The sequence below is a fragment of the Streptomyces sp. B15 genome, assembly GCF_018070605.1.
GTDB classification, from domain to species: domain Bacteria; phylum Actinomycetota; class Actinomycetes; order Streptomycetales; family Streptomycetaceae; genus Streptomyces; species Streptomyces smyrnaeus.
In genome coordinates, this window is the sequence record NZ_JAGPXJ010000040.1 from 24,045 (window position 1) to 37,552 (window position 13,508).

The following is a 13,508-nucleotide window of genomic DNA, read 5'->3' on the forward strand; positions in this document are numbered from 1 at the left end:
CTTCTCTACGCCCGGACCCCGCCCCGCCCTCACCCCCAGCGGCCCTGCTCTGCACGCAGGTTGAGGAAACCTCAGTGGGTGTGGGCGTGAGGGAGTGTGCGGAAGAGCTCGGCGCCGATCACGAGCGCGGGACGGTGGTCGAAGCGACACCAATCCCATTCGTGCCCGCGTCGTGCTTGGCTACCTGCGAGCGGCGCGAGCTGGATTCGGCCGAGCTCGCGGCTCAGGGCCGACTCAGACTCCCCTCCGGTGCGCTCAGCTGTTGCTCAGCGAGGAGCAGTACCGCCCGGGGACTCTGCACCCAGGAGCGTGAGCAGCCCGGGGAATCTCTTCTCGATGTCCGCGCGTCGTAGTCGGATGCCCTTGCGGTTGCCGTAGTCGATCTCGTCAATGAGACCTGCCTCGCGCAGGACCCGGAAATGGTGGGTCTGGGTCTGCTTCGAGATCGGAAGATCGAACGAGTTGCAGCCCCGCTCGCTGTCGCTGCGGTCGGCGACCAACTCCGTCAACACCGAACGACGGTGCTCGTCGGCGAGGGCACGAAACACCGCACCCAGATCGAGCGCATCGGCCTCTGGGCCAACCAGGTTCCTCCCGGCCACGCCGCACCTCCTTCAAGTACGACTTGCATAGTACCTGAAGGACGTGCTCAACTGAGGTACGAAATCATTCGTACCTTGCCCGGGTTGCGCTGCCCCGCGCCGCCGCGCCCTGAGCCCCGGCCCCGCACTCACCGGGGACCTGGTCATCGACACTCCGAGAGGTCATCGTCATGAAGAAACCCGAGGTGCTGATAGCCGGTGCCGGAATCGCAGGGCCCGCACTCGCCTACTGGCTCTCCCGGAATGGATACCGGTCAACGGTCGTCGAACACGCCCGGCAGCTGCGCTCCGGTGGCAGCGCGATCGTCGTGAAGGGGCCCGCGATCCCGGTCGCCGAGCGCATGGGCATCCTCCCGCAGCTCCGCGAGCTCGCCACCCGCAATCGGTCGCTGACCCTGCTCGACCCCGGCGGCAGGCGAATCCTGCAACTCCCGCTCACCTCGGACAAGGCGCCGACGGTCGAGGTGACCCGAGCCGACCTGTCCGAGGTGCTCCACCGGTCGGCGCAGACCGAGGCCGAGTTCTTGTTCGACGACACGGTCACCGCTCTCGACCAGGATGAAGGTGGGGTCGATGTCACCTTCCGGCGGTCCGCGCCACGGCGCTTCGACTTGGTAGTCGGTGCCGACGGGATGCACTCCACCGTACGGCGCCTGGTATTCGGCCCTGAACGGCAGTTCGCGAGCGACCTGGGCCTGTACGGCGCGACCGTCCCGCTGGAACCCGACGCCATCGAGGACCCGACCGAGATGACGATGCTGACCGTGCCGAACCGGATGCTGGTCCTCCACCCCTCGCGGACCACTCCGCTCGCGATCTTCACCTTCCGGGCCGTACAGCCAGCGCCCCACGACCGCAAGAACATCGCCCTTCACAAGCAGACCGTGGCCGACGCCTACGCCGACGTGCGGTGGCGGGCACCGGAACTCGTGGCAGCGTTCCTCGACCACCCGGCTCCGTTCTTCGACCCCCTGACCACCGTCCGGGTGCCCTCGTGGTCCCGCGGACGGGTCGTACTGCTCGGGGACGCGGCGGCGGCGACAGCCCTGCTGGGCGACGGGTCCAGCATGGCGATGGCGGGCGCATACGCCCTCGCAGAAGAGCTCGCCGCCCATCCCGGTGATCACGCCCGCGCCTTCGCCGCCTACGAGTCGCGGCTCCGCCGTGAGGTAGGCCCGCGGCAGCGACGTGTCGGTCTGCTCTCCAGGCTCATGGTGCCCCGCACCCGGTCGGGCCTCGCGGTGCGCAACGCGGTGGGCCGCGCGGTCGGTCGCACGAACCGGATCATCTCTCGCGAAGCCGCGAACCGGTAGACCGGGCCCGCACCGACCGGTCACCGGTCGGTGCGCAGCTCCCCTGTAGCTCCCAACCGGGTCGGCGCCGCCACCATGTCCGACGAGCCCGGCTCGGCGTGGTAGGTCATCGCCGATACGGCAGGTCGACTGCTGGCGGCCTCACCCACCGTTCCCGGCGCTCGCCACCACGCCGGTGCTGTCGGCTCGGAGGTGAAGTGCTGGACGGACAAGGCGTATCAAGGCGCCGGCGGCACCACCCGGGCGCCCTTCCGCGGCCTGCGTATCAAGCTGCGGCAACGTCGGCACAACAGCACCCACGCCCGGATCCGTTGCCTCGGCGAGCAAGCCATGGCCGCTCTGAAGGGCTGGCGCCTCCCGCGGAAACTCCGCTGTAGCACCAACCGAGTCACCGCCATCGTGAAGACCATCCCCGCCCTTCGTCACGCCTCAACCTGAGGTTGGAAGAGGCTCATTCTTTACTTACCCATTCTGATATCTACAGAATTTGCTACTCGAGATAGTTCAGGCTGTCTGATGCCTCCTGGAGAGCTTCACGCATATCCTGAACATCATAGTAAGGTGAGCCGCACCCCGGGCGGAAAAGCGACAGCGGCTCAGCAAGCTCCTCAAACGCGAGGGACTCCGGGAAATTCTCCACCAGGATCCCCTCGATGCTATTGATCAAAGAAATCGATTGATCCTCACCTGATAGAAACACATCGACGAGGGAAAGAAGCTCCGCCTTAGCGTTCACGGGGTATCGAATTCCTTTGGAATCATGACGGTTACAATATGATTCGGATTGGTGGAACTGACTACGACGAAGGGTTTTCCAGGAAGCTTCATTGCTCTCACCTGGATAGTTTGGCGCGCTGGATCGTATTTTACCTTGTTTCCCTTGTCGAGGATGTAATCGATGGCGTTGAGCGTCGTCGGCGGACGGCCTGGTCCAGTTCCTGCAACGCGTTCCGCTGCGTGCGAGGAGAGCGTTCTCCCCTTCGGCGTCGTCAGATCGGGCACATGAACGCCCAGCCTCTGACGGTTGGCGAAGGTCGGACTGTACGGCGTAACTTCCTTACCGCTACCCGGTTTTTTATCAGGAGAAGTCGCCCTGGCCGGTGCTAGCCCAAGGTAATCGGCGTGAGTAAACGGGTTTCTGACGTAGGCGTGGGGATTGGGTGCTGGCGCCACGCCCAGAGGATCTGAAGTCAGGTAGCGAGCTGTTTCGGGGTCGTAGTAGCGAAAGTAATTGTAGTGCAGGCCAGACTCCGGGTCGGCGTACTGGCCCGGGAAGCGGATCGGGCAGGTGGTGTCGCCTTGGTCGTCAGGCGAGGGGAGCGGGGTGCCCCAAACAGTGGTGCGGTTCTGCCAGGCCAGTGCCCCCTCGGGCGTGATGAGTTCCGTGGGAGTGCCCGTCAGATCCGTGACGATCGCGTGGAAAGCAGGGCGCGTTGCCGTCGGCTCGGTGAGTTTGGTGAGGAGTGAGGTACCGAGCTCGGGAACGAGCTGAGTGTGGTCGGTTTGGGTGAGGGCGCGGTGGGTGCCGGGAGCGTAGTCCCAGGTGATGGATTTGCCGTCCGGCGTGGTCTGCTCGGCGAGGCGAGTGTCGTCCCAGGTGAAGGTGGTCGTCGCGCCGTCCGGTGATCTCTTGGATATTCGTCGTCCCAAGGGATCGTAGATGTACGTCCAGGTCGCGCCGTCCGGCGTCGTGACTGTGCTGAGCCGGTCCTCCGCGTTCCAGGTGTAGGTCCAGGTGCGGCGTTGGCCGTTCAGTAGGCGGCGTGTTGTGGAGGTGCGGCGGCCCGCCGCGTCGTGATGGTACGACGTGTGGCCGGCTCGCCGGAGAAGGGTCCCTTCAGCCTTACGTTTGCCTGGGGCCGGGTGGTCGGGTGCCTCGGCGTTGGTGAGGTTGCCGGCCGGGTCGTACGTGTATCTCTCCCGCCAGCCGTGCGCGCTGACGCCCGTCACGCGGCCGACCGGGTCGAGGGTGAAGCGGCGGGTCCCTGTGGCCAGTTCGCGGATCTCGGTGAGGTGGTCATCGCGGCGATAGCCGTAGGTGCGGTGCTGGAGAAGCTCCGGCCCTGACCTTGCCGTCTGTGTGGTAAGGCGGTCGGCCGCGTCCCACTGCTGGAGGAGTGAGACGTTGCCGGTTCGGCGTTCCGTCTCTCGTCCTGCCGCGTCATAGGCGAAGCTCAGCGTGCCGTGCTCGGTGGCCAGCTCCGCGGGTCGGCCGTCGGAGTCGTAGGTCCAGGTGGAAGTGAGGCCGGAGGGTGTGATCCGTTGTATCGGCAGGCCAAGCGGGTTGTAGGTACAGGAGATGGTGCGGTCGTTGGTTGTCTCGGTCAGCACGCGGCCCAGCGCGTCGCGTTCGATGACGACCTCAACTCCCGGGCTATTGGCGCGGACCAGGTCGCCCGTTGCGTTGTAGGTGTAGGTGGTGACGGTGCCCGCATCCTCGTCGTGCTGCTCGGTTACGCGGCCGAGTGCGTCGCGGGAGAAGCGCAGTGTCTGGCCTACTGCGTTCGTGCGACCTACCAGTTGCCCTGCCGCGTCCAACGTGTAGATCAGGCGCGCGCCGTTGAAGTCCGTCTCGGATGTGAGGCGGCCTGCCGCATCGTAGGCATATTCCCAGTGCAGGCCCTGTGGGTTGGTCACTCGGGTCAGGCGGAGCGTGGTGTCGTAGGTGAAGGCGTATGTGGCGCCGTCCGCGTCCGTACGCGAAGCCAGCAGGCCCCAGGGCCCCGAAGCGTGATGGGTGATGTGCCCCGCCGGGTCGGTGTGGGTGAGGAGGTTGCCTTCGGCATCCCAGGTCCAGCTCTCACGCCCCCCTCCAGCGTCTTCGCGCCAGCGCGGCTTGCCCTCGACCGTCCATGCCATGCGCGTGACGTGCCCGAGGGGATCGGTGATTTCGGTGATACGGCCGAAGGCATCGCGGCTGATATGGGTGGTGTGGCCCAGCGCGTCGGTCACGGTCACCGGTAGCCCGGCCGGCGATGAGGTGATGTGGCGGGTGTGGCCGAGGGCGTCCGTCACCGCCGTCAGGTGGCCCTGCTCGTCGTATGCGTAGTGACTGACCGCTCCCGCCGGGTCCACCGAGCGCGTGAGGTTGCCCAGTTCGTCGTAGAAGTGCTGCCAGCACGCGCCACCTGGTTCCGTCACGGCGGTCGGCTGGCGCAGGTGGTTGTACGTCGCGGACATGCGGGAGCCGTCAGGCAGCAGCACCTCGGTCAGATTGCCGTCCTCGTCGTAGCTGTAGCGCGTGATGCGGCCCAGCTCGTCCGTGTGGGAGAGGCGGTCGTGGCCGCGGGCGTCCCACTCGATGTAGGTGGTGTTGCCCAGCGGGTCGGTCTCGGCCACGACCTGGCCGTCGTCGTTGTAGTGGAAGACGGTGCTGTGACCGTGCGAGTCGGTGTAGGTCGTGGTGCGTGCGGCGTCGTCGTAAGTGAAGGTGTCGTTGTAGATGCCGTCGGTGCCCTCGGTGCGGATCGTCCGGCCCGTCTCGTCGTAGGTGAAGCGGCACCACACCCCGTTGCGGTCGGTCCACGAAAGCATGCGGCCTTCACCGTCGTAGGTGAAGCGCATCGCCTTGCCGCTGGAGTTGATCACCTCGGCCAGATTGCCGGCCTCGTCGTATCCGTAGCGCATCACGAGCGTGCCTGGGGCTGGTGCCTGCTCCCGCTCGTACGCGGAGGGCGCCTCGTCCAGCAGCCGCAGGGCTGTGACGCGCTGCCCCTCGGTCTCAATAGCGAGGTGGTATCCGCCCGAGTGCCGCATCTCGGTCGGTATCCCGTGCGCGTCGCGTTCCACTTCGATGCGGGCGCCGTTGCGGTCCTGCCAGGATTCCACCGGCAGTCGCAGGGTTGTCTCGTCCTCGGTGGGGCCGGGGTGGGCGAAGGTGCGTGTGACGCCGCTGTCCGGGTCGGTGACGGTCAGCACTCCGTCCGGTTTGCCGTCCCACTCCAGCGGCCAGCGCGGTCCCTTGTCCGGCAGGGCCGGCACGCCCGGCTCAGGAATCGGGTAGACCAGCCGCATGCCGTCGGCAGCCGCAAAAATGACGCCCTGTGGGTCGAGTTGGACCTGTTCATCCAGGGTGGAGGACCAGCTCGGGCCGAAACACACCCCGGCCCTGTACGACGACACATGAGTACGGGTGAAGTCCAGCGGGAGCGACGCCGGCAGTGACAGATCGGTCAACTCCATGAACATCGCCCCGGTGGCGACATCAACCGGCTCCCCCGCGCCCGGCACCTTGCTGGTCGGCCGCGAGGACTTACCCGGAATGAGCTTCTCGCGCAGCGAGGCCGGTGGTCGCATCATCGGTGGTCTCGCTCCCGGGCCGGGGGCGAAGGGCCCCAGGATCGCGCCGGTCAGGGTGCCGTACTTCGCGGCGTTGCTCACCTCTTCCAGGCTGATCCCGTCCTGCTGCCCGGCCAGAATGCGGGCAGGCTGCGCCACGGCCAGGTCCATGGCGACGCTCCCCACCCCGGCGAACACGGCACCCCGCGCGATGCGGGCGAAGATCGTGGCGGCGCGAGTTGCCAGGGAGGTGGACTTCTCAATGCTGAGAGTGACGATCCCCGTCGCCGCCGTCACGGCTGCCGCGTCAGAAGCCCCGAGCGTGGGGCCGGTCAGCACGATTCCAGCCGCGATCAGCGCCGCGCTGCCCACGATCTCGCTGCGGATCTGCTTCTTCGTGCTGTCGATGTCGTCCGCGAGCTCATCGAGCATCTTCGCCATGTCCCGGGCCGATTCGGGCAGGTCGCGCAGCCATCCCTTCTCTCCCCTGCCGACATAGCGGGACCAGAACTTGTCGAAAGCGTCGATGGCCTCGCCGCTGTTGACCTCCAGTATCCTGTGCGCCGAGTGGTTGGTGTCCCCCCGAACCTCCTCGGCATCCTTCGCGAACGCCCGCCAAGCCTTCGCCGCCTTCCGCAACTTGCCCTCATCCCCGGCAGGCCAGATCAGGCCCATCTTCTCGAGGATCTCCCAGGCCTTCTCCAGGGCACTCACGCGCCGCCCCCCCCTTTGTCGCCCTATTTGCCGTGCTCGTCGCGGTCGCCATGTTTGCGGGCGACTTTGGTGAACATGCCCTTGATCAAATCGTCGTTGTCGACGTGCCCGTCCTTCATGTCATCGAGCGCCTCATGAATACTGACCAGACCGAGCACCAGCACCCCCGCCGCCTGCTCGATAGAGCGCTGGCCCGACTTGTACTCCTTCGCGAAGTTCTCACCCGTAGGGTCATCGCCCCACGGCTCCCCCAGACCGTCCAGCGCAGTGATCAACGTGGTCAGCGCCCGGCTCAGCTTCCGCCCCTGCTCACCGAAGACCGGCGCCGCGAGCTTCAACTCCGGCACCCCGATCCCCAGCACCTCACCACCCTTACCCGCACCCGGCCCATAGTCGGGAGTCGTGGCATGGTTCAACTGCATTTGGGGGGACTCGTTGGGGTGAGTCATGGCAACCTCCTGCACTGCTCAGTCGAGACGGTCATCCGCGTGGTCAGTCGCGGACGATGGACTGGATTTCCTTGACGGTCACGTCCTGCTCCAGGGAGGCTTGAACGGGTACGCTCCGTGCTCGCCACATTCCCTGAGGCCCGCTTGTAGCTAATGTTGCACTCGGCGCCCTTCAAATCGACCTGATAGCTGCCCTCGACCTTCTCCAGGTCATACGCGCAGTGCGCGGGTCCGTCTCCTTGGGGAATTCAACACGTGAAGCCCGAGAGTCCGCCGGGGCCCCGAGGGTGAGGGCTCGGATGGCTTGTCCCCCTTCTCCGCACTCGCGATTCCGCCGGACTTCTGACTGCCGTCACTGCCGCAGGCTGACAGGCCGAGCGAGGCAGCGACGGCCGTCGCAGAGAACGAGGCATGACGGAAGCTTCGCTTGCTCGTCGAGTCCAACTCCACCGTGACGCATTGGCGTTGCCACCCAGTTGGTCCGGATCGCGCTCGACCCCCCGTGCACCAAAAACACTCAAGTGTAATCACACGGTCACTCTGACGGCAGTGCAACGGCCACCCCTCGGGCACGTAGCACCCCATAGCGGGTGATAGAGACGCACTTGTCATTTCACTGAGCGTGTATTCACTGGGTGAGTCGCCCCAGCGCTGACCCGACCGGCTCCCAGGTTTTGTCAGACGCCACCGCGACGCAAGGATCGGGATCGGCGTCCGGGGACGACGGGAGGCGGGAGAGCCTCGCCCCATACGCACGCACTGGTGGCGGACGGGACGCTGAACATGGCCGATTCGTAGCCGCAGGGTCCCGCTCCGGCAGGCCCCCCGGCGACGTCGCACCAGACGCTGACCTGAGCAACGTCGCCCCGCTCCCGATCGAGCGGCGGGCACGGGTGGCGCCGGGGGACCTGGGTAACGCGCAGCACAGCCCCCCGGAATCACCATCCCTATGCCTGTCCAGCGAAACCACTGTCACCAGAGAGACAAGACCCGCGAGCCCCGGGCTGAAGAAAGGGGGGCCTGCGCTCAAGAAATCTGGTCATCCATGGTGCGCCCCTGCCTCCGTGACGCATCCGCAAGGTCTCTGTCGGAGGCCAAGATGACGTCGTTGAAGAGGCGTAGCAGTCGATACGACCGGGCGACTCCGAGCAGCATCGCAGCCTCCACCAGCCAACGTGCACCGCCTGGATCAGCCTCCGAAGTGTCCAGCACTGTGGCCAGCAGACAAACACCCGCGATGAGTAGTGTTGCTGACAAGACGCTGACCCAGTTCTTGCGGAACTGATGGCCAAGCTCTCGGCTTGTCCGCAGATCTCGCATCCTGCGTCCTTTCGCCGTGGCGTACTGGCCGATGGCGGCGGTGATGAACCCCCCTGTGATGGCGACGACGGTGGCCGTCGTCGTGTAGACGGACAGGCGCTGCTCACGACCTGGTGCACCGAGCAGATCACCGCTGCCGGTCCATCGGACCCATGCGAGGTGGCCCCCACCGAGGACGATCACCAGCAGCCAGTCCCACCAGGGGTGAGAGAGCCAGCTATTGAACCATGACCGTCTGTCCAGCCACGTCCCTAGAACTGCCATCACCCCCGTGACCAGTGAGAACGTCCGGTGAGAACGCTGGACGTCGAATCCGTCGTGCGACAGCCTAGATGTCGGCACCGACAGCGGACCGCAGCTCCCGCTCCCGGTCCCGGGATGCCTGCGCCAGCTTCTCCAGCGCCACATGGATGTCCACGTGATGCCCGTCCGTCGCACCGAGCGGGACCTGGCACTTGGCGGTGATGCGTTCGGAGACGAAGTCGATCACCTCGTTCTTGGACTGCTGCCCATACTCCTCGACATGTGCACGTGCGTGGGCCACATCCACCGAGTCCGTGTTGTCCAGCCAGTCACCGATGTCACGCGCGAAGGCCGCAGTGGAGTCGAGCAGGTGGCGTTGTCCGCGGCTGCGGCGTCGCGGAGTCAGTCTGCCGCGCTTCGGCACCTCGATCTTCAGCGTGATGGTCATGTCAGGGAACTCCTCCCGGATCCGATTCATTCCGGAACCCAGATTGGAGGCGGCCCGCAAGGAGGAGGGGCTGTCGTACGGCTCCGGCTGGACACGGACCTCCAGCGAGTCCACTGCCTGTGCGTGTGCGAGCTTGTCACGGGACTGCGCGTTGACCACCGGTCGCAGCTCCACCTGTTCCCGCAGCAGCGCCATGCCCCCGAACCAGCGCTGGATGGCACTGACCCGCGGTGCTGACATTCCGCCCCCCATGGTGGCCAGGACGTTGCCGTACGGCAGGAACAGCACGGTGGTCACCTCCACCAAACCCTTGTCCGCGGCGAGTTGCAGTTTGCTCAGCGAGCCGTCGGCAAAGTCGATCTGCTGCGGGTGGTCCCTGCGGACCTTCGCCAGCAGCAGATGGGGAGCCGTCTGCTGCGGGTCGACGGCGCCGATGAAGGTCTCGCCGCCGGACTCAACCGTACGGTCGGGAACTGGAAGGTCTCTCAGCCTGCGAAGCAACCGCTCCCAGTTCTGCCAGGGCAGCGGATCAACGGCCGGTTCCCGGACGTCAGCGAATTGGTAGAAGTGTACGGTCCTCTGACGGTTCTGGACGGCCACAGGCGTTCCCTTCGATGAGCGGGCTCGTCGGCGTCATGGTGGCGCTGTCGGTCGGCGTCGGTCAGTCGTCCTCGAACTCCGCCCGCAGTTTCAGAGTGTTGGCGTTCTCAGTCAGGATCCGCACTTTGTCCTCCGGGAAGCCGTCCGGCCGCCGGGCCTGAATCTCGATCGAGATCTCCACCTCCGTGTCGGCCGGATCGAGGTGCTGGAGAATCTCCAGGACATACTTCGACGCGTTCTTGCTGTACTCCTCCGGAGACATGCGCGCGCCTGCGTACCAGCGGGTGGGCACCCGGGGCATCACCGGCTGCTCGGTACTCTCCGGGGAAGCAGACGCAGGGCGCTCCCCGCGGTCGGTCACGCTGGCACGGGCCGAAGGGGGCGTCTCCGTAGCAGCGCCGACGGCCGTCTGCGCACGGCGCTGAGCAGCCGCGGCCTCGTCCGCGCGCTGCTGGTCGAGCGCCTTGTCCGGGCGTACCAGCAAGGTCGAGTCCGCGATCTGTCCGAACCGCGCGTCGCCGCTGGGCAGCACAAGCCCCTCATACCTGCCGGTGGCCTCGTCGTATCCCGTGGCGAGGGCGAAGCCCTCCCGCTCCCAGGTGATGGCGTTGGTGAGCACGCTCTCGATGCCCTGGTCCAGCACGGAGCGGTTCACGAGCCGGTTCATGTACGGGTACGTGGTGTGGAGCTCCCACAGGCGGCCGACGGACACATGCCCGTCCCCGTGCCAGATGCTGGCGAGTGGCCGGGAGAGCTTCTGGTGCAGGACGGAGGCTGCCTGCTGCAGGCTGAGCAGGCCATCCCGCTTGAGCCGCTCGCCAGCACGTACGGCGGCGTCATCGGACAGGCCGGTGTCCACCTTGATGTTCTCCCAGAAGATCCGGGCGCCGGCGTCCTCGCTCTGCTCCGGCACGAGCAGCCAGTGATAGGTCTCGCCGACGCGGAGCTCCACCTTCTGGTCCGCCTGGTTCAGGCGCGTCTCCGCCTGCCGCCGCTGGCTCTCGGTCAGGTCGTGTTCCAGGTGCCGGTCACGCACCTTCTGCCAGCCCAAAAACTCCCGGACGGCTTCCTTGAGTTCCTCCATGCGCGTACGGTCCGGGGCGAGGAAGACCACCATATTGCGGTGGGAGCGCTGGGCTGTGCCCCAGGTAGCCAGCACTTCGGCGGAGAATTCCCGAGCAGCGCTGTCTTCCTTGTCTTTGCGGTGGGTGTACTGCGGGTGCAGGAGCACGAGACGGGCCTCGTCGCGATCCGGAATCTCTCTGCTGTTACGGGGCGCGACATGGACGGCAGCGAACTCTCCACGCCGGTGCTGGATCGGTGCCAGGCGGCGCACGATCTCCGCCCACACGTCCTCGTCACGGCCGATGAGCCGGTCGGCCTCGTCGCGGGCGAGGCGCGTTATGTTGGCCTGAGTGTCGAACCAGTAGCGGTCGCCATCGCCGTACAGGTACGTTGAGCGCTCGGCGAGCGTGTTCAGCGCCGTACGGAAATTTCCCAGCGCATCGCCCGGAACAGCCATGCCGAGCCGGATGTAGGGCTCGGCCAACCCCTTCTTCGCCGCCTTCACGGTGGGCGCCGAACCCATGAAGACGGTGCGTGCTATCCGGCGGCTCATCGCGCGCTGGCCGAGGAAGGTCTTCTCGTTGTCCACCGCGACCGGAGTGGAGTGCGGTCCGTCCACATCGGCGTCGATGATGGGCTTCCAGCGGTCCTGCAGATAGTGCGTGAGCTCGTTGTTGACGCGCGGCTCGTCCAGCGGGATGTGACCGGGCAGGATCATGGGACTCTGGTCGCCGTCGCGCCACAGTGCGTGGATCACCGCACTCATCAGCCGCAGCACGCCGCGTGTGCGCTGGAATTTGTCGAGGGTCGACCAGTCCTCGTAAAGCCTGTCGAAAAGCTCGGGGTGGATCGGATACGTGGACTTGATCTTGCGCTCGTACTCAGTTGTATCGACGCTCGCGGGGAAGTCTTTCTTGTGGTTCGCGTAGAACTGGGTGAAGAGCCGCGCGACCTTGTTGATGTCCTTCTGCGTTTCGCCCGTCGGGGCCTCGAAGAGCCGACGGCGCACGATCTCGAACGACTCGTCCGCGCTGGCCGGACGCCACGAGTCCGCCTTGCGGTGGATGACGCTCTGGAGCTTGTCCAATGCCGTCTGGCCCGCCTCACCACCGATCTCGTCGGCGTCCGCGGCGTTGCTGCCGTCCTCGGAAGCCGGGATGGACAGGACGAGCTGAGCACCGCTGACGGCCTCGACTGCTTCGGTCAGCGACTGGGCGAAGCCGAAGTGGGTGTCGAAAGTGCCGGCCGGGAGGTTGTCATTACCCACGAGCTGCCGGGCGTAGACGACCCATTCGTCGATCAGGATGAGACAGGGCGCGTAGGCGGCGAGCAGCTCCTGGAGCAGCCCCGCGCCGGGGCTGGTCCCGTTCTGGTCCGACGCGGCGACAATGTCGTACGCCTGACGGCCGCCGAGCTGCCAGGCGAGTTCCCCCCACATTGTGTTGATCTTGGTGCCGTCCGAAGGCTGGACGGACGGCTGCCCCGGGGCGAGCTCCGTGCCGACGAGTACCGCGCGACTGACCTTCTCCCTGGGCAGCCCTGAGGTCGACGCGGCCAGCAACTCCTGCATCTCCTGGGGGAGTCCGGTGACGTCCAGGCCCCAGGCGTACAGGTGGTAGAGCGCCAGCATGGAGTGCGTCTTGCCGCCGCCGAAATTGGTCTGGAGATTGACTGTGGGCGGGGCGTTTCCATCACCCGAGATGCGGGCCAGGGACTTGCTGAGTAGGTCCTGCAGCCCTTCGGTCAGATACGTGCGCTGGAAGAAGAGCTCGGGATCGGTGTACTCCAGCGCGCCCTCGCCCTTCGCCACCTGAGCAAGGTTGGCGGCGAACTCGGAGGCGTTGAAATCACCCTGAGCCACGTCCGTATGCGGCACGAGGACATCGCGCCAGGGCCTGAGCCCCTCAGAGGCCACCTGTGGCATGGCTGCCTTTTGTCGTGCCTGCTGCCTGGTCTCCCGCTCGATGAGCATGCGCTGAAGATCCGTACGGATCTTGCGGACCTGGTCGATGAGGTCAGAGGGCGCGGTCAGCGCCGCAAGCAACCGCTCGGCGGTGTCCAGAGCCCGGACGGTGTCGTCCGCACTGAATGCCTCGTTGTGTGCCCAGCGGTTCCGGACGTCGTTGACCTCGCTGGCGTATCCCCGTGTGGCGCCTGGCAGCGAGTGGCGAAAGTACGAGCCCCAGTAGCGCTGGAGAAGGTTGAGCAGATATTGTGGATCACGTTTCGAGACGAGCGTACGACCTCGTTCGCGTTCCTCGGCCACCGCATCGTCGAACCAGGTCTCGCCCTGGCGCCGCACCATCTCGCGCTCCAGATACGGGAGCATTCCGCCCGGGAGCAGCTCGATCATGCGGCCTATGCGGCTGAGGTTGCTTTCTGCCATCGTTTCCGTGTTCCCGTCTGTAGTACCCCGGTCCGCCTGGCGACCGGGCCCCTCGCTCGCGCTCTCCATCTCCGCCCCCTGGATGCTTGT

General features: G+C 66.1%; 9 protein-coding genes. 2 read left to right on the forward strand and 7 right to left on the reverse strand.

What is annotated here, in order from left to right:
- Positions 1-266 precede the first annotated feature (266 nt).
- Positions 267-602 carry a helix-turn-helix transcriptional regulator gene (locus KBY19_RS19100; RefSeq protein ID WP_210966252.1) on the reverse strand — a complete coding sequence of 112 codons (336 nt, stop codon included), beginning with the start codon at positions 600-602 and terminating at the stop codon, positions 267-269.
- A gap of 170 nt (positions 603-772) precedes the next feature.
- On the opposite strand from KBY19_RS19100, the gene KBY19_RS19105 reads away from it, so the two are divergent.
- Entirely contained in the window at positions 773-1,915 is a 1,143-nt protein-coding gene (locus KBY19_RS19105) for an FAD-dependent monooxygenase (protein ID WP_210966253.1), read from the forward strand.
- Between the two features lie 192 nt (positions 1,916-2,107).
- Entirely contained in the window at positions 2,108-2,353 is a 246-nt protein-coding gene (locus KBY19_RS19110) for a transposase family protein (RefSeq protein WP_210966254.1), read from the forward strand.
- A gap of 52 nt (positions 2,354-2,405) precedes the next feature.
- On the opposite strand, the gene KBY19_RS19115 is transcribed toward KBY19_RS19110, so the two are convergent.
- From KBY19_RS19115 to KBY19_RS19140, 6 genes are all read right to left on the reverse strand, one after another.
- Positions 2,406-2,651, reverse strand: a complete 246-nt coding sequence (locus tag KBY19_RS19115; protein WP_210966255.1) for a hypothetical protein — start codon at positions 2,649-2,651, stop codon at positions 2,406-2,408.
- Positions 2,648-6,907, reverse strand: coding sequence for a DUF6531 domain-containing protein (locus tag KBY19_RS19120; RefSeq protein WP_307843556.1), 4,260 nt, complete (start codon positions 6,905-6,907; stop codon positions 2,648-2,650). The genes KBY19_RS19115 and KBY19_RS19120 overlap by 4 nt, the downstream gene beginning before the upstream one ends.
- Positions 6,908-6,930: 23 nt before the next feature.
- Positions 6,931-7,329, reverse strand: a complete 399-nt coding sequence (locus KBY19_RS19125; protein ID WP_210966270.1) for a WXG100 family type VII secretion target — start codon at positions 7,327-7,329, stop codon at positions 6,931-6,933.
- A gap of 1,053 nt (positions 7,330-8,382) precedes the next feature.
- Positions 8,383-8,859, reverse strand: a complete 477-nt coding sequence (locus tag KBY19_RS19130; protein WP_307843557.1) for a hypothetical protein — start codon at positions 8,857-8,859, stop codon at positions 8,383-8,385.
- Positions 8,860-9,004: 145 nt separating this feature from the next.
- Entirely contained in the window at positions 9,005-9,967 is a 963-nt protein-coding gene (locus KBY19_RS19135; protein ID WP_210966256.1) for a hypothetical protein, read from the reverse strand.
- A gap of 61 nt (positions 9,968-10,028) precedes the next feature.
- Positions 10,029-13,418, reverse strand: a complete 3,390-nt coding sequence (locus KBY19_RS19140; RefSeq protein ID WP_210966257.1) for a DUF499 domain-containing protein — start codon at positions 13,416-13,418, stop codon at positions 10,029-10,031.
- Positions 13,419-13,508: the final 90 nt, after the last annotated feature.